We start from the raw sequence: 17,245 nt of genomic DNA, 5'->3' as shown, positions 1-17,245 counted from the left end.
CGACACATTATTGGCCTGACGAACACCGCTCATTCCCCCGGCCGGTACCGCCGTTCCAGATGCCTGGCCACGTCCTCGGGATAAAACAGCACATCCTTGAACTCGCCGCGCGCATACATGGCCGCCTGGTCCCTGAAATGCGGCGAGCGCGGGTCGCCGCTCTGGCCGCCCGCGAGGAGGCTTTTCGCCTTGATGCGGGGGCCGAATTCCACGGCCGCGACAAAGCTGTTACCGCGTTCGCCGTAGATGCGTTTCGTGCTGCTCTTGCTGCTCTGTCCATACGCGGCCAGCGCGCCCCAGTTGCCCGACGCGTAAGGCACGGGCAAGCTGGGTTGAGCATCGTCGAACGGCTGCACGATATCGTCCGTCAGGCGCTGGAAGCGGTTGATCTCGCCCCACGGCGTTTGCCAGTGGCCGAAATCGCGCTGCAGCTTGTCGGCCGCCGTCGCCAGGGCCGCCAGCCGTTGTTCCGCGCTGACCTTCTGCGTGGCCAGAAAATCGACCACGGGCACGCCTTGTTCGCGCGCCTGCTTGCCACTCAGCTCGGCCAGTTCCTGACCCCAGAACACGGCCAGGGACGTGGCCGTGGATGTCAGCGAGTAGCGCCAGTCCCAGGCCCGCAGCAACGCGATCTTGTCGGCCAGCGCCAGCTGTTGCGCGCCGCCGGCCGGCAGCGCATCGTACGCGGCGAACAGCGGCGGCAGCAGCGCCTCGAACGCCGTCAGTTCGCTGTCGTAGGAGGCGGCGATCAGGCTGTCCAGGGTGAACCCCGTTTTATTCTGGAAGACCTTGACGGCATGCAGGCCGCGCGCATTTTCGCCATACACGGACATGTAGGCGGGATAATCGCCCTGGCGCGGGCTGTCGCCGCCCGCCGCCGAATACGGCCAGTTGTTCGTGTTCTGGATCCAGCCACTCTTCGGATTGAACAGGGTGATGGTTTGCGCCACCGTGTGCAGCCCTTGCCATTCCGTGGCCGGATCGCTGCCGTCGACGGGCTGCTTCCAGTTGAAGCGCGGGTCGCGCACGGGGATGAAATTGCCGTGGAAATAGGCGATATTGCCGTCCGCATCCGCGTACACGGTATTGTTCGATGAATTCGTGCGCAGTTCCATGGTCCGGTAGAACGCCGCGTAATCGCGCGCCTTGGTGCGCGTGTACGACTGCATCAAAGCCTTCAAGGGCTCGTTCATCAGGCGCACGGCCACCCAGCGCCCGTCGTGCGCGCGCACGATGGGGCCGTGATGGCTGTAGTAGACGGTGATGGTTTTCGATGCCATGGCGCCGTCGGCCAGTTTATAGGGCAAGGTGATGGGCACGGCTTTCAGGGACCGCAGCGCGCCGTCATAGCGGTAGAACCAGGCGCCGTCCCGCTCCACGATGCTTTCCAGGTATTCGTCGATGACGTCGCCGCCACCCGAGGTATGCATCCAGCCCAGGCGTTCATTGAACCCCTGGTAGACGAAGAACTGGCCCCAGGTGACGGCGCCATACGCGTTCAGGCCTTCGCCGCTGATGACGTGCACTTCGGGACGGAAGTAGAACGAGGTGTGCGGATTGATCATCAACAGCGCGTGGCCGTTCTTTGTGATCGCGGGCGCGATGGCGAAGCCGTTCGAGCCGCTGGGTTCCGGCTCCAGCCCCGTTTCCAGGCTGGCCAGCGCCACGCCGGCGGGCTGCGCTTGCTGGCCATAAAACGCTTCGAGCTGCGCCAGGTTGACCGATTCGATATCGCCGCCGATGCTGCCCTCGCTGAAACTGAGGGCCATCCACGGTTCGAAATGCGCGATCAGCTTGGGTTTCACGTGCGGATGCGTGGCCAGGTAAAAATTCAGGCCGTCGGCAAACGCATCCATGAGTTTCTGCAGCCACGGCGGGCTGGCGCGGTATTGTGCCTGCAGCTCCTGCGGATCGATGAAGAGCTTCATGCGCAGGTCGCGGTACAGCTCCCGCTCGCCCTCCACTTCCGCCAGCCGCCCCATCGCATTGATGTAATTGAGTTCCACGCGGGGGAAATCATCCTCGGCCTGCGCATACATCAAGCCGAAGACGGCGTCGGCATCCGTCTTGCCCGTCACATGGGGCACGCCCCACGTGTCGCGCGCGATGCTGACGTTGGCAGCCTGCGCCTGCCAGCGGGCCAGGTCCGTGGCGGAAACGGCGGGCGCGGCCAGCGCGGGAGCACTGGCCACAATGCCGCAGGCGATGGCGGCGAACAGGGCACGGCGAACTGGCATGAACTACTCCAATACTCAGGATGCGTCGATCAGCGTGGCAATCCGCTGGTTGAGTTCCACATTTTCCGCCTGCAGCTGCGCCACCCGCTGTTTCAAGGTGGCGATCTCGCCGCGCAGGCGCTCCGTTTCGGACGGCGCCTGCGCCGCGTTGTCCGCCCATGGTTCGTTGCCCGTCTCCGGCGTATCCTGCGAAACGTGAGGCGCTTTCGGCTCGCGCGGCGTGCGCGTGGCGGCGCGCTGTTCGCGGATTTCCTTGGCCGCCTGGCGTAATAATTTCTTGCCGCCGGCGACCGCCGCCACCTGCTCTTCCGGCGGCAGAGATGCCACGGTGGCGGCGGCATTAATCGAGATCGTGCCAGACCGGACGGCTGCCACCAGTTCCGGCGAAGCGGCTTTCTGGATCTTCTCGATCTGGCTGATCTGGTTGCTGCTCAACCTCGCCGCCTTGGCCACCTCTTCGCGCGTGCTCATGGGGGGCTTGGGCGCGTTTTCGCCATCGGGCGCGTCCGCCGCGCTGACGGGCGCCGGGCTGCGCGCGGCGACGATTTCCTTCTTGCGCAGGGCCAACACGCCGCGCTGGAAGTCCGACACGCTACGCCGGGCCAGGTGATTGTCGATCATCCACAGCATGACGTCGTCGAGCGAACTAAAACTGGTGTTCTGGATGGTCTTGAATTCGATGCCGTGCTGGCGGCAGATGGCGTAGCGGTTATGCCCGTCGATCAGCACGTCGTTCCACAACACCAGCGCATCGCGGCAGCCCTCGGCCAGCAGGCTGCGCTCGAGCGCCGCGTACTCGCTGGCGGTGAGCGGGTCGATATACGACTGCAGCACCTGATTGATAGTGATATTCATGGTTGTCCTCAATATTGCGGCGCGATGGTCCGCGCCGGCACGAATGCTACACCATCCGCCGTGCCTGGCCGGGTAAAATCACGGCGGCACAGCTCATACAAAAACACGGACCATGAAAAGAAAGTACGCCACCGCGATCATTTTTGCCGTCGCCGCCATCGGCTTCACCTGGGTCAGCCCCTACATCGCCATGTACCGCATCAGCATCGCGGCGAAATCCGTGCGCCTGGAAACCCTGGCGCAGCACGCCGACCTGCCCGCCGTGCGCGCCAGCGTGGCGCGCCAGCTGCGCGCGGCCGGCGAAACGGCGAATGACGATGATTTCAAGGAAATGCTCGACGCCATCGTCTCGCCGCCCGGCATCACGGTATTGATCTTGCACGGCAAGCAGGGGGCCGATGGCAAGCGCCACGATTTCGGCATGGCGTACCGCTCGTGGAATGAAGTGGTGCTGCGGCGCAGCGACGCCGGCCCCGCCGCCAGCCAGTTTCTGCTGCGCCGCCATGGCATCTGGGACTGGAAACTGATGGACATTACCCTGCCGCCGGAATTACTTTAAGGAAACTTGATCTAAAACAACACTTACTTAAACCGCCATGTTGATTTTGGGAAATATTATGTAGAATGCCAACACCTCAGGCGCACCGGGTCGCCAGGCATCCGAGAGATTGCACGATGAACAGAATGATGCTTCTCGCTGTAGCGGTACTGGTCGCGCTGGCCGGCGTCTTCTATGGCAGCCCGTACTTCACCATGAACAAGATCCGCGCGGCCACCATGGACGAAGATACGCAGGCGCTGGCCGCGCAGATCGACCTGGCCCAGTTGCGCGGCAGCCTGGGGCAGCAACTGCACACCCTGTTCTCGGCGCCGGAAGTGGCCGACGATATCAATCCCGAGGTCATCGATCCCTTGCTCGACACCATGCTGATGCCCGAAGGCATCGTCGCATTGATGAAGCTCAATGACCGCTACGAAAACCCGATCGCCAAGGTCAGCGACATCAGCGGCCGCAAGCGCAACACCAAGCCCGACTACAGGCTGCGCTACACCTCGTGGAACAGCGTGGTGGTGCAGCGCGCCCACAGCAAAAGCCATATCGGCGAACTGACCCTGACGCGCGACGGCCTGTGGCACTGGAAGCTGGTATCGGTGGCCCTGCCAAAGAACTTGCTGGCCGACGCGTAAAGCGCCCGCCCTTCGTGTCGTCAATCCAGCGGCGATCCGGCACCGGACACTGCTATCATCGGGTTTTGATTTCCAACGGAGGCAGCATGTCAGACCTGGTACAACACGCCCTGACCCACGCGGGCAAACCGGCCACCACGCCCTGGGTGGTGACCCTGGTCGGCGGTGAAAAACTCACCGGCCCCATTTCCCCGCTTAGCGACGGCTGCTACGCCATCGGCCTGGGACAAATCAAGTACTTTTCCAGCGACAAGGTCGCCTGCCTGAATGTATCGGGCGCGGGCGCATTTCCCATCTGATCTGAATATGGCAATGGACGACGCGCAGGACAGTAAGCCGGACAGCCTGGCGGCACACCTGCAGGCGCTGGAAGCGGCGCTGCAAAGCCAGGCGGTGCGCGCCGACAGGGCCAGACTGGCGGCCCTGCTGGACGACGACTTCGTCGAGTTCGGCAGCTCGGGCAATCTCTGGACGCGCGCGGCCACCCTGGCGGACTTGCCGGCGGAAGACTTTTGTCAGCGCAGCATCAGCGATTTCCAGGCCCGCTTGCTGGCCGACGATATTGCCTTGGTTACCTACCGCTCGCAACGCCACCCCAACGGCACCCAGCCCGCCAGCGCCAGCTTGCGCAGTTCGCTGTGGAAGCAGCGCGATGGCCGCTGGCAAATGTTTTTTCATCAGGGCACGCCGATTCCCGACTGATTCCCCCCCCGGATACTGTCCCATGCCCGCTCAAACGGCGCAGGAACCAGCATCCATGCCGACAAGTTGTTTTTTGACACGCAAAATATCATTGATTTAATGAATTTTTTGTGCAACAATGAATTTAATAAATAAAACAAATAAATTATTGAAATCGGTTTTTTAGTTGATTCCATCCTCACACCACGAATCCGTGTTCTGGATAGAAAAGCACTGCGCAGGGCACGCCCCGTCGCCAGGCAAGCGCCTGCCACCCGTCCCGCGCAAGCCCCCTTTCTAATCATCACCACGTATTTTGGAGAGACATCATGGATAAATTCACCGTACGCACCCAGCTCACTCTGGCTTTCGGCCTGCTGGTCTTTTTCCTCATTGGCATATCGATCCTGTCCGTGCGGAGCTTTTCCAACTTCAACACCAGTTTTGACCAGTATGTCAACGGCATCACCGCCCGCGCCAATACGGCGCACCGCGTGCGTGACGCGATTGACATGCGTGCCGTGGCGGCCAGGAATCTGGTGCTCGTCACCAAGCCGGAAGACCTGGAGAGCGAACGCAAACAGGTCTTGCATGCGCAGGCCGAGGTCGTCAAGAACATGCAGCATCTGCTGCAGCTGACACAGCAGCCCGAGGTATCGGATGAAGTGCGCGCCATAGTCAACAAGATCGACGGCATCGAAAAACGCTATTCTCCCGTGGCGCTGGCTATCGTCGACCTGGCGCTGCAAAAGAAAACCGAGCAAGCCATCGTCAAGATGAATGAGGAATGCCGCCCGCTGCTGGCCGCCCTCGTCGCCGCCAGCGATGAATATTTCGCCCTGACGGACCAGCGCTCTACCGCCATCTTGCAGGAAGACAACGAGCGCTACATTCTCAACCGGAATATCCTCATCGGCGCCAGCCTGCTGTCCATCGTGCTGGCAGGCCTCGCGGGCTGGCTCATCACACGCAGCCTGCTCAAGGCGCTGGGCGCCGAACCGAAGCAGCTGTGCGACGCCGTCAGCCTGCTGGCCGGCGGCGACCTGACAGGCAAACTCAACGTTGCACCGCACGATACCGCCAGCGTGCTGTCGGCGCTGCAGCGCATGCAGGAGTCGCTGACCACGGTAGTGTCGTCCGTGCGCCAGGATTCCGACACCGTTTCCCTTGCCGCCGCGGAAATTTCCAGCGGCAACAGCGATCTGTCGCTGCGCACGGAACAGCAAGCCAGTTCGCTGGAAGAAACCGCTTCGTCGATGGAAGAGCTCACCAGCACCGTGCGCAAGAATGCGGAAAATGCCCGTGAAGCCAATGTGCTGGCCACGACGGCATCGGACGTCGCCAGCAAGGGCGGCGCCGTGGTGGGGCAAGTGATGGGCACCATGGACCTGATCAGCGAATCGTCGCGCAAGATTGTCGACATCATCAGTGTCATCGACGGCATCGCCTTTCAGACCAATATTCTGGCCCTGAATGCCGCCGTGGAAGCGGCGCGTGCCGGCGAACAGGGCCGCGGCTTTGCCGTCGTGGCGACCGAAGTGCGCGGCCTGGCCCAGCGCAGCGCCAGCGCGGCCAAGGAAATCAAGGCGCTCATCGACGATTCCGTCAGCCGCGTCGACGCGGGCTCCAGGCTGGCGGCGCAGGCGGGCACGACGATGTCCGAGGTGGTTGCCAGCGTCGCCCGCGTCAGCAACATCATCGCTGAAATCACGGTGGCCAGCCAGGAACAGTCCACCGGCATCGAGCAGATCAATCAGGCGGTGACCCAGATGGATAGCGTCACGCAGCAAAACGCCTCGCTGGTGGAAGAAGCGGCGGCGGCGGCCGAATCGCTGCGCGAGCAGGCCGGCCACCTGGTGCAAACCGTGAGCATCTTCAAGACGCATGACAGCCAGGTGGCGGCGCACGCGCCAGCCCCGGCACGCGCCAGCGCCAAGCCGCTGCGCCTGGTACCGGCGCCCGCCACCAGCCCCGCCAAGCGCCAAGCGGCGCCGGCAAAAGCCCGTGCGCCGCAAGCGGAAGCCGTGACGGCCGGCGACTGGGAAGAGTTTTAAGCAGAGAGAGAGAGGCATGCGGCCGCGCATGCCCCGCGTCACACGCACAGGGGAGAGCCGCAGCCGGCCTCCCCTGTCGCGTTGCAACAACACGCCCCTCCCATAAAAATCCGCGGCAACTGTTGTATTTGTGCCGCCCCGGATCCCGCTACTACGCCGAAACGGCGCATGCTTTTTTGCGCCTCCGCAGGAAACCTCGTCGTTCTGTCCAGCCTCTTTTGTTGCCGCACAAGCCTGCCGGCACTCCACTATGCACCCGCCAGATATTGACGACAAATACGATTTTACTCGCGTATTGAGTCGAAAAGGATATGAATAGCCATCGTTGGAAAATGGCATGAATACCAAAATTTCCCGTGCTAGCATGATTTTTCGTTCAGCTGGCCAGCGCCAGCTTGCATGCCCCAACAACCTTGACCGACAGGAGCCGTTTCATGATGACACCGCATGCCAGCACAGTACGCCACACCCTGATTGCCCTGGCAATCAGCGCCGCCTTTCCGCTGCAGGCGATGGCACAGGATAGCGCCCCGGCGCCAGCCGCCGACGCGCCTGCCGCTCCGGCGGCACAGGCCGGTCCTGGCCAGCTGGAAACGGTGATCGTGACGGCACAGCGGCGCGCGGAAAACATCAAGGACGTGCCGATGTCCATCGCCACCTTGAAGGGCGACAAGCTCGACACGCTGACGGCAGGCGGCGCCGACATCCGCTTCCTCAACAGCCGCTCGCCCAGCGTGTCCGTCGAATCGGACTACGGCCGCACCTTCCCCCGCTTCTACATTCGCGGCCTGGGCAATACCGACTTCGACCTGAACGCCTCGCAGCCGGTGGGCCTGGTGATGGACGACGTGGTGCAGGAAAACGCCATGCTCAAGGGCTTTCCCGTGTTCGACGTGGATCAGGTCGAAGTGCTGCGCGGCCCGCAAGGCACCTTGTTCGGCCGTAACTCGCCCGCCGGCGTGATCAAGTTCGATTCCGCCAAGCCCGTCTTCAAGACGGAAGGTTACCTGAGCGGCGGCTTCGGCAAGGATGGCATGAAGAACCTGGAAGGCGCGTTCAACGTGCCCGTCAGCGACACGGTCGCCCTGCGCTTTTCCGGCCAGACGCAGCGCCGCGACGACCGCGTGCACAACCCGCGCCCCACCGGCACGCGCGACTTCGAAGGCTATGAAGACAGCGCCGCCCGCCTGCAGGTGCTGGTCAAGCCCACGCGCGACTTCACGGCCCTGTTCAACGTGCATGCGCGCAACCTCGACGGCACGGCCACCCTGTTCCGCGCCAACATCCTGAAACAGGGAACGAACGACCTGGTCGACGGCTTTGATTACGACAACTACCCGACCGACGGCATCAACCGCCAGCACCTGAAAACCAAGGGCGCCAGCATGCGCCTGAAATGGGACTTGCCCGGTGTCACCCTGCATTCGATCACCGGCTACGAAAAGCTCGATTTCTTCAGCCGCGCCGACGTCGACGGCGGCTATGGCGCCGTGTCCGCGCCGCCGATGGGTCCGGGCTTCATCCCGTTCTTCGTGGAAACGGCCGACGTGATCCCCAACCACAAGCAGATTTCGCAGGAATTCCGCGCCGAATCGTCTGCCCGCGGTCCGCTGCAATGGATAGGCGGCCTGTTCTACTTCAAGGAAGATATCCAGATCGACAGCATCGGCTTCAACAGCCTGGCGCCCGGCAACCCGCAAAGCCCGAACTACGCAACGCAAAACCAGAGCTCGAAGTCGTACGCGGCCTTCGGCTCGCTCAACTACACGGTCTCCGATGCCCTGAAGCTGCGCGCCGGCCTGCGCTACACGAACGACAAGAAGGATTTCTCGGCCAAGCGGGTGGAAGCGACCACGGCCGGCCCTTTCAACCTGAACGACACCTCGCACAACATCAGCTGGGACGTGAGCGGCACGTATGTGCTGACGCCGGCAACCAATGCCTACGCGCGCATCGCCACCGGCTACCGCGCGCCGTCGATGCAGGGCCGCCTGAACGGCCTGGCCGACCGCCCCTCGTTCGCGGGCGCCGAGAAAGCGCTGTCCGTCGAGGCGGGCATCAAGCAAGACCTGTTCGACAAGCGCGCGCGCCTGAGCCTGGCCATATTCCAGTACCGCGTGAAGGACAAGCAACTGACGGCTGGCAGCGGCGCCGTCAACATGAACCAGCTGATCAACGCAGACAAGGCCACGGGCCGCGGCGTGGAACTCGATTTCCAGGCGAATCTCAGCGATTCGCTCAGCATGACCCTGGGCGGCAGCTACAACCACACGGAAATCCAGGACAAGAAACTGTTTGTGCAAAGCTGCGGCAACGCGCAAAACAACCCGGCCAGCGGCTGCACCGTGACCGACCCGCTGGGCCCGTTCAAGGGCACGGCCTACATCGACGGCAACCCGCTGCCGCGCGCGCCGGAATGGCAAACCAACTTCACATTAAAGTACAGCATTCCCCTCGCCAACGGCGAGTTCTACGCCTACACGGATTGGGCCTACCGCACCAGCTACAACTTCTTCCTGTATGAAGCGAAGGAATACAAGGCCAAGGAACTGCTCGAAGGCGGTTTGCGTGTCGGCTACAAATGGGACAAATACGAACTCTCCGCGTACGGCCGCAACATCACCAACCAGATCCAGTCGCTGGGCGCGATCGATTTCGACAACCTGACAGGCATCGTCAACGAACCGCGCACGTATGGGGTGCAGTTCAAGGCGACGTTCTGATGGCGGGTAGCTAAAACCGCTCTGTCCGGCGCAAACCGGACAGAGCGGCTCAGACACAAGATGGCGTGATGCGCATCACCTGTGCTAGAATCTCGCCGCGCTGCCCGGATGGTGAAACTGGTAGACACTGGAGACTTAAAATCTCCCGCCTGTAAGGGCGTGCCGGTTCGATTCCGGCTCCGGGCACCAGCGCACAGAATTCAGAAACATCGAAAAAGCCATTAAACTCAATAAAATCAATGAGTTAGTGGCTTTTTTTACGTCCCGCCATTCCCCTTAATCCAGATTAAACCCGACAAAAACCAGTAGCGATTACGCCAAATTTACGCCGTGATAGCGCTGGCAACGCCATCATGGTGGCCCTGCTCGCCTGGCTGAAAGTTCACCAGCTCGACCGGATGACCAATGAGAAAACGCGCAAGCACGGCATCGCCTTCAAGTTCGAATTCAACAACCGTGAAACAGTCGATATCTCGCTCCAGCTGGACCTGACCGAGCGCATCGCGGTCAACCGGCGCGGCCGGTCGCCTGGACATCCAGCATCTGGCCGAGATAAAGCACATGCCGCCCTACCGGGACAAGTTCTGAAAGCAGTACGAGGCTCCCCCCTGCTGAAATGGGCCGCGCGGCACACTGACAGCACGTCCACCTAGTCGGTGCGGACCGTGGGCGAACTGTTGATCGTTTTTTTCCCCGAGAGACCACCTAACCCACGGCGTGATCGCCGCCATCACCGCCGGCAGAGTGACGTCAAACGCTCTCTAGAAAACCGGCTGACCATGGCCGTGCAGGGGCGATGCAAGCCTGCGAGGACGAGCTGGCGAGCACCATCAGCTTGTTCAAGCAGCCTCACGGCGGCGTCAAGGCCGGTGGCGCCATTCGAATCCAAAAAATGAACCTAATTAGTTCTCTGCTGACTAATAGAAAGCCGATCTTAACAATCCATCAAAAAGAAAATTATATACAGACACAGCCTCAAAAAAATAGTACCGGAATGAAATTTAATTTAGCATCAAATTATCAGATTGAGAAATTACTCAGCCAATTAAGGAAGACACACCAAAGCCAGCAATAGAATCAGTCGCTATTTATCATAACAATGAAATATAAAAATACAAAGTATTGAACAATCTCATAAGCGCTTTGCGTACATTCTCACCTGCTTGACCTCATCGCCAGAGGCGAAAAATATTCGTTATGCGTAATGCTTAGGGATCTGTCCGCCTTTCAGCAAGAATCCTAAGCATGAATTCAAAAATGGTTCATACTGGAGAAATTATCATGCACAACAAAAATGTTTATTGGGATGAGGCCATGATGCAGAACGATTTTCATCAGCCGTCAATATTAGCAATTGGCGACAGCTGGTTCTGGTATCCTCTTCCTGGCGGCTCATTATTAAGCAAATTAGGAAATTTGGTTGAAAAAAAGGAGCATTACATTCTAGCGCACGGAAATAACGGTGCCGAAGCCTACGATTATGTTTACGGAACCTATAAAAGAAGAATCCAGACCGCATTACAACTACATGGGGATTCTTTGTCGGCTGTTTTCATAAGCGGTGGAGGGAACGACTTCGCCGGCCTATCCGATATGCGCCCGCTGCTGCTAAAAGACTGCTCCGCCTGCACTTCGGCTGAAGCTTGCTACCGATCCGGTGATGATGAGCAAAGCCTGAACCGATTTTTAAATAAGGTGACGGGAAGCTTCATCGCTCTTATCGACAAGATAATTGGCGCAACGTGGAATACGACGCAGAATGCAAGCGGTCCAACGAAGATCTATTTACATAACTACGACTATGCTCGGCCAACAGGTATAGGCATCTTTGGTGCCGAAAGCAAATGGCTGCGAGCATCGCTAGTAGTCGCAAACGTACCTACCCACCTGCAGAATTCCTGCATCCGTTTTTTGATCGACGAGTTCACTTTGCGGTTGAATGGACTGGTCACTCGTTATCCCGGCCGAGTTCGTCTTGTCGATAGTCGTGGCACCTTAAATGACGACGACTGGGCTAACGAGCTTCATCCAACGTCGACGGGTTTCGAAAAAATTGCGCACGATGCGTGGCTACCCGTATTGCAAGGCGATGGACTTGCGCCAAAGTGATAACTAGTTCAAGAAAGGTATGGAGGCTTTCTCAATTCCAGAAAATCCTCTTGTATCTTGCCCAATAGCATGTGCTGGCCGAGGGGCGGCATCTACGCGTAACTCTTCCTTGTCTGTAAATTCCGACACCTCCATCACCTCCACTTCTTCAACTTGCCGCGACTGTCATCACGATCAATGCCCACACCCGGACTAACCTGCTCCCACTGATGTTTTTACAACACATCGCCCCCTCTCCCTCCTCCACAGCCCCCTACTGATATAATACTTACAATCAAGTAATATTCCGAAATGTGCGCCTCCAGGCTCCCGCAACCGTCTGTGTACTGCTAGCCCATGCGCTCTCTTTTCGACCACGAGATCATCAAACAGCTGCACAGCGGTGCCCGCTCACGGGTTTACCGTGCCAGGGCCGCCGATGGCACCGCGCTGATCGTCAAGAAACCCAATCAGCAGTTCCCCTCCTTTCAGCAACTGGCGCAATTCAAGCGCGAGTATGCGATCGCGCGCCGTTGCCGCCATCCTGGCGTGGCGAATCCGCTGGCGCTGCAGCTGCACGGCGGGTGCTGGACGATGATCGTCGAAGATTGCGGTGGCCAGGCGCTCGACCAGGTGTTGCGTGCGCAGGTGGCGGCGCGCAGGATGCCGTCGCAACCCGCCTTGGCGCTGGACGACTTTTTCGACATCGCGCTGCAACTGTGCGCGGCACTGGACGAGGTTCATCGTCAGGGCGTGATTCACAAAGACATCAATCCCGCCAATCTGGTGTGGAATGGCGGCCGGCGCCTGCTGCAGCTGATCGACTTCGGCATCGCCTGTGAACTGCCTTACGAAAGCCAAGGCATCGCCAATCTCCAGACCCTGGAAGGAACGCTGCGCTACATGGCGCCGGAACAGACCGGACGCATGAACCGGCGCGTCGATTGGCGCGCCGATTTCTATGCGCTGGGCGCCACCTTCTACGAACTGCTGGCCGGCCAGGCGCCGTTCGAGACGGGCGACGAGATGGAACTCGTGCATTGCCACATTGCGCGCAGTCCCGACTGGTCGCACCCGGCGCTGGCAAGCTTGCCTGGCCAGCTACTGCCGATCATCCAGCGGCTGCTGGAAAAAAATGCCGATCAGCGCTACCAGAGCTTGCAGGGTTTGCGCAGCGATCTGGAAGCATGCCGCGCGCAAAAGCCGGCGCAGGTTCTCAAGCTGTCCGACCACAACGGCCGTTTCCTCGTGCCGCAAACGCTGCACGGGCGCGAGGATGCCATCGCCGTGCTGCTGGCGGCATTTGAACGCAGCGCCGCGGGCAAGTGCGAGATGCTGCTGGTGGCCGGCCATTCTGGCATCGGCAAGTCGGCGGTCGTCAATGAAGTGCAAAAGCCCATCATCGCGCGGCGCGGCTGCTTCCTGTCCGGTAAGTTTGACCAGCTCCAGCGCGATGTGCCGTATGCCTCGCTGATCCAGGCCTTCCAGGGGCTGGTGCGCCAGCTGCTCGGCCAGCCCGAGGAAACGCTGCGGCAGTGGTCCGCCAAACTGCACGAAGCGCTGGGCAGCGGCATCGGCATGCTGGTCGAACTGATTCCCCAACTGGCGTTGGTCGTCGGCCCCACGGACGCGGTGCCCGCGTCGGACCCGGCACAGGCCCAGCTGCGCCTGGACCGCCTCTTTCCCCGCTTCGTCGAAGTGTTCGCCTGCGCCGGACATCCGCTGGTGCTGTTCCTTGACGACCTGCAATGGGCCGATGCGGCCACGTTGCGAATGATCGAACTGCTGATGGTCTCCTGCGACAAGAGCTGCATGCTGTTCATCGGCGCCTACCGCGACAACGAAGTGAGCGACGCGCATCCGCTGATCGCGCTGCGCGACAAGCTGCGCGCGCGCGAGGTACGCCTGTCGACGCTGTTACTGAGCGCATTGACCGAGCCGCAGGTGGCGCAAATGGTCTCGGCCACCGTGCGCGTGGCAACCCACGATTGTGCGCCGTTGACCAGTATTTGCTACCGCAAGACGGCCGGCAATCCCTTTTTTCTCAACCAGTTCCTCGCTTCGCTCAATGAAACGGGCCATCTGCGCTACCGGGCCGCCGACGATTGCTGGGACTGGGACCTGCCCGCGATAGAACAGGCCACATATACCGACAACGTGGTCGAGGTACTGCTGGAAAAAATCCGCCGCCTGCCCACGGTGACGCAGCATCTGCTGCAACTGGCCGCCTCCTGCGGCAACCGCTTCACGCTCGATACGCTCGCGCTGGCAGTGGATCGCGCGCCCCGCCGAACGCAGCAAGACCTGTGGCCGGCGCTCAGGGCAGGCTTGATCCAGCCGCTCGACGAACGCTATAAGTACGTCAGTGGCGACAACGATGCGGCCAACAGCGGCGTCGCTTACCGCTTCCTGCACGACCGGGTGCAGCAGGCCGCCTACCTGATCGCCGACGACGCTACGCGCGTGGCCAACCATCTGCTCATCGGCCGCTTGCTCCTGCGGCATACGGCGCCGCAGCACCAGGACGCAACACTGTTTGAAATCGTCGAGCAGCTCAACGCCGGTCGCGCGCTGATCAAAGATGCGGACGAGCGCGTGCAGCTGGCGACGCTCAATCTGCAGGCCGGCGTCAAGGCACGACGTTCCGCCGCGTTCCAGTCTACCCTGGAACACATGCGCATAGGTCTCGAGCTGCTGCCGGCGCAGACGTGGAAGGTCCATGTCGGCCTCTGGCTCGACCTGCAGCTGGGCGCGGCCGAAGCGGCTTACCTGTGCGGCCAGTTCGATACGGCCGAGGCGATTTACCCGCTGGTGCGCGCCCGCGCCTTGAGCCCCTTGCTGCAGGTGCGCTGCATCGCCATCCAGGCGCACCAGTATCAATTGCAGGGCCGCCTGCTCGACGCCATCGCCGTGCAGCGCGACGGCCTGGCCCTGCTGCACATCGACATTCCGCACGAGGTGGCGCAGATGAAAGCGCGCTTCAGCGACATTCTCGCCGATATCGGGCGGCAGCCTGGCGCGCACGCGCCCGACACCCTGCTGGCGGCCGATGACATGTGCGAACCGGACGCCGTAGCCGCCATGCAGATGATGCAGGGCCTGTGGATGGCCAGCTATTACGCCGGCCAGCAGGATCTGAGCGCGCTGATGGTGGTGTCGATGACGCGGCTGTCGATACAGCGGGGAAACAGCGATTTCAGCGCTGTCGCCTATGTCGGCTACGCGATGATGCTTGCGCTGTACAGCGGCGACATTGCACGCGGCTACGCCTTCGGGGCGATGGCGATGGCGCTGGCCAGGCGCCGTGCCAACCTGCAGACGCGCACGCTCACGGGCCTGATGTTCGGCGCGCTCTGCAATCACTGGACGCAGCCGCTGCGCAGCTCCGACGCCCTGTACGAAGAAGCGTTTGGCTGGGCGCTGGAAATCGCCGACTTCGTGCAAGTCGGCGTGGTGGCGGCCGTGCGCGCCACCGACCGCATCATCCTCGGCGACTACCTGCCGCACCTGATGCACGACATCGAGCACGACCTGGCACTGATGCGCGCCAACGGCCAGCAGGCGATGGCCGATTGCTGCGTCGCCGCCGCGGTCCAGCCGATCAAATGCCTGATGGGCCTGCTGCCCCGTCACGACAGCTACGATGATGGGGCTTTCAGCGAGGCGCGCTTCCTCGATCAGTATGGCGGCTCGCAGCTGTACCGCGCCTACTTCTTGCAGGGGAAAATACGCAACGCCTACTTGTTCGACAGCGCCGACGCCGAGCCGCTGGCCGGCCAGCTTGGCATAGTCACCCAGATCATGCGCGGCCAGGCCAAGGTTGCCGAGTGCAGCTTCTACGCCGCGCTGATCCTGATCCGCGCCTTGCGGCGCGATCCTGCGCGTGCCGATGCGGGCGATATGCTGGCCGTGGTCGACACGCTGCAAACGAGCCTCGCCGACTGGTCCAGGCAAGGCTCGGACAATAGCGACGCCAAGCACCTGCTGGTGATGGCAGAGATGGCACGCTACCGGAAAGACCTGCAGCTGGCCACGCGCTGCTACCAGCAGGCGATCGACGCGGCCGGCCTGGCGGGCTACGTCAACATGCAAGCGCTGGGCAATGAACTGTGCGGCGAATGCTGGTTCGACCAGGGACATGCGCGCGTGGCCGGCATCTTCATCCAGGACGCCATCGCGCATTACGGCCAGTGGGGCGCGCAGGGCAAGGTGGCGCAGCTGCAGGCGCGCCATGGCGCACTGCTGTCAAGGATGGATGGCCGCGGCGCGCAACGGCATTCCGTCTCCCACACGCACGGCAGTTCAGCGCTCGACCTGGTGTCGCTGCTGAAAGCGTCGCAGATCCTGTCCAACGAAGTGGGCCTGCGCAACGTGCTGACGCGCCTTATTTCCATCGTGTGCGAAAACGCCGGCGCGCAGGTGGCGCGCCTGCTGCTGCTGTCCGATGGCAGCTACCAGCTGGAAGCCAATATCGATGGCGATGGCGTCGCCGTCCTGCAAGCGCGCCCGCTCGACCTGAACGCCGCCAGCGACCCGCAGTTCCCGCTGTCGCTGCTGCGCTACGTCATTCGCACCGGCGCCGAGGTGATCGAGGACAGCATCACGGGCGCCTCGCGCTTTGCCGCCGACCCTTACGTGCAATTGCAGCGCCCGCGCGCCGCCATGTGCCTGCCGATACGGCACGGCGGCCAGATCGGCGGCATCCTGTACTTCGAAAACCGGCTTGCCGAAGCCTCGTTCACGGAGGAGCGCGTGGCGTTCCTGCGCATGCTCGGCGCACAGGCGATGATCTCGATCTCCAGCGCCAGGCTGCATGACAGCCTCGAACGGCGCGTTGCCGAACGCACGGAACAGCTGGAAGACGCCAACCGCAAATTGGCGACCTTGTCCATCACAGACGGTCTGACCGGCCTGGCGAACCGGCGTCATTTCGACGACGTGTTGCGTGCCGAATGTGCGCGGGCCACGCGCGTCGGCCGGCCGCTTGCCGTCATCATGCTCGATGTCGACTACTTCAAGCGCTTCAACGACAGTCACGGCCACCAGGCCGGCGACGCATGCCTGGTCCGGGTCGCGCATGCGCTGGCGGCCGGCATGCGGCGCGCGGGCGACCTGACGGCGCGCTATGGCGGCGAAGAGTTTTCGATCGTGCTGCCCAACACCGGCGCGGACGAAGCGCGCCAGATCGGCGAAGCACTGCGGCGGGCGATCGAAGATCTCGGTATCTCCCACGCGAACGCGGAGGCGCGGCAGGTGACGATCAGCGTCGGCATCGCGGTCCAGCCGGCACCGGGAGCCGCCGATCCGGACGCCCTGCTGCGCCTGGCCGATGCCGCGCTGTACCACGCCAAGGATGAAGGGCGCAATTGCGTGGTGCTCAGGGTGCTGCCGCCTGGCTGAGCGGCAGCGCCGCGTTCAC

The 17,245-nt window shown here is 61.8% G+C and carries 12 protein-coding genes and 1 tRNA gene; 11 read left to right on the top strand and 2 right to left on the bottom strand.

Annotated elements, in window-relative coordinates:
• Positions 1 to 29: 29 nt before the first annotated feature.
• A complete protein-coding gene (locus tag CBW66_RS07490; protein WP_086136654.1) occupies positions 30 to 2,237 on the bottom strand; it encodes an acylase in 2,208 nt (735 codons plus the stop codon).
• Between the two features lie 15 nt (positions 2,238 to 2,252).
• Positions 2,253 to 3,092, bottom strand: a complete 840-nt coding sequence (locus CBW66_RS07485; protein WP_086136653.1) for a hypothetical protein — start codon at positions 3,090 to 3,092, stop codon at positions 2,253 to 2,255.
• A gap of 112 nt (positions 3,093 to 3,204) precedes the next feature.
• Between CBW66_RS07485 and CBW66_RS07480 the strand changes: the two genes are divergently transcribed.
• The 11 genes from CBW66_RS07480 (at position 3,205) to CBW66_RS07435 (ending at position 17,226) form a co-directional block, all read left to right on the top strand.
• Positions 3,205 to 3,651: a DUF2939 domain-containing protein gene (locus CBW66_RS07480; protein WP_086136652.1), complete on the top strand. Its 447-nt coding sequence runs from the start codon at positions 3,205 to 3,207 to the stop codon at positions 3,649 to 3,651.
• 125 nt (positions 3,652 to 3,776) lie between these two features.
• Positions 3,777 to 4,280 (top strand): DUF2939 domain-containing protein, encoded by a 504-nt coding sequence (locus CBW66_RS07475; RefSeq protein ID WP_070222954.1) that lies wholly within the window; start codon positions 3,777 to 3,779, stop codon positions 4,278 to 4,280.
• Between the two features lie 86 nt (positions 4,281 to 4,366).
• On the top strand, positions 4,367 to 4,579 hold the full coding sequence (locus CBW66_RS07470; protein WP_086136650.1) for a hypothetical protein: 213 nt from the start codon (positions 4,367 to 4,369) through the stop codon (positions 4,577 to 4,579).
• A gap of 7 nt (positions 4,580 to 4,586) precedes the next feature.
• Positions 4,587 to 4,982 carry a DUF4440 domain-containing protein gene (locus tag CBW66_RS07465; RefSeq protein WP_216354568.1) on the top strand — a complete coding sequence of 132 codons (396 nt, stop codon included), beginning with the start codon at positions 4,587 to 4,589 and terminating at the stop codon, positions 4,980 to 4,982.
• A gap of 308 nt (positions 4,983 to 5,290) precedes the next feature.
• Positions 5,291 to 7,015 (top strand): methyl-accepting chemotaxis protein, encoded by a 1,725-nt coding sequence (locus CBW66_RS29670; protein ID WP_086136648.1) that lies wholly within the window; start codon positions 5,291 to 5,293, stop codon positions 7,013 to 7,015.
• Positions 7,016 to 7,452: 437 nt separating this feature from the next.
• The gene (locus CBW66_RS07455) at positions 7,453 to 9,738 is read left to right on the top strand and encodes a TonB-dependent receptor (RefSeq protein ID WP_086136703.1); all 2,286 of its coding nucleotides are present in this window, start codon (positions 7,453 to 7,455) and stop codon (positions 9,736 to 9,738) included.
• A 102-nt stretch (positions 9,739 to 9,840) separates the two neighbouring features.
• A tRNA-Leu gene (locus CBW66_RS07450) sits at positions 9,841 to 9,927 on the top strand.
• A gap of 164 nt (positions 9,928 to 10,091) precedes the next feature.
• Positions 10,092 to 10,391, top strand: a complete 300-nt coding sequence (locus CBW66_RS07445; protein ID WP_086136647.1) for a phage tail protein — start codon at positions 10,092 to 10,094, stop codon at positions 10,389 to 10,391.
• 143 nt (positions 10,392 to 10,534) lie between these two features.
• Positions 10,535 to 10,813: a hypothetical protein gene (locus CBW66_RS28395; RefSeq protein WP_086136646.1), complete on the top strand. Its 279-nt coding sequence runs from the start codon at positions 10,535 to 10,537 to the stop codon at positions 10,811 to 10,813.
• A 170-nt stretch (positions 10,814 to 10,983) separates the two neighbouring features.
• Complete coding sequence (locus tag CBW66_RS07440) at positions 10,984 to 11,847, top strand: SGNH/GDSL hydrolase family protein (protein ID WP_205701155.1); 864 nt, start codon at positions 10,984 to 10,986, stop codon at positions 11,845 to 11,847.
• A gap of 336 nt (positions 11,848 to 12,183) precedes the next feature.
• Positions 12,184 to 17,226 (top strand): diguanylate cyclase, encoded by a 5,043-nt coding sequence (locus CBW66_RS07435; RefSeq protein ID WP_086136645.1) that lies wholly within the window; start codon positions 12,184 to 12,186, stop codon positions 17,224 to 17,226.
• Positions 17,227 to 17,245: the final 19 nt, after the last annotated feature.

Origin of the sequence: Janthinobacterium sp. GW456P, from assembly GCF_002127655.1 — a bacterium.
Taxonomy (GTDB): domain Bacteria; phylum Pseudomonadota; class Gammaproteobacteria; order Burkholderiales; family Burkholderiaceae_D; genus Janthinobacterium.
The sequence above is the reverse complement of the archived record's forward strand: the minus strand, read 5'-3'. Positions and strand labels throughout refer to the sequence as shown.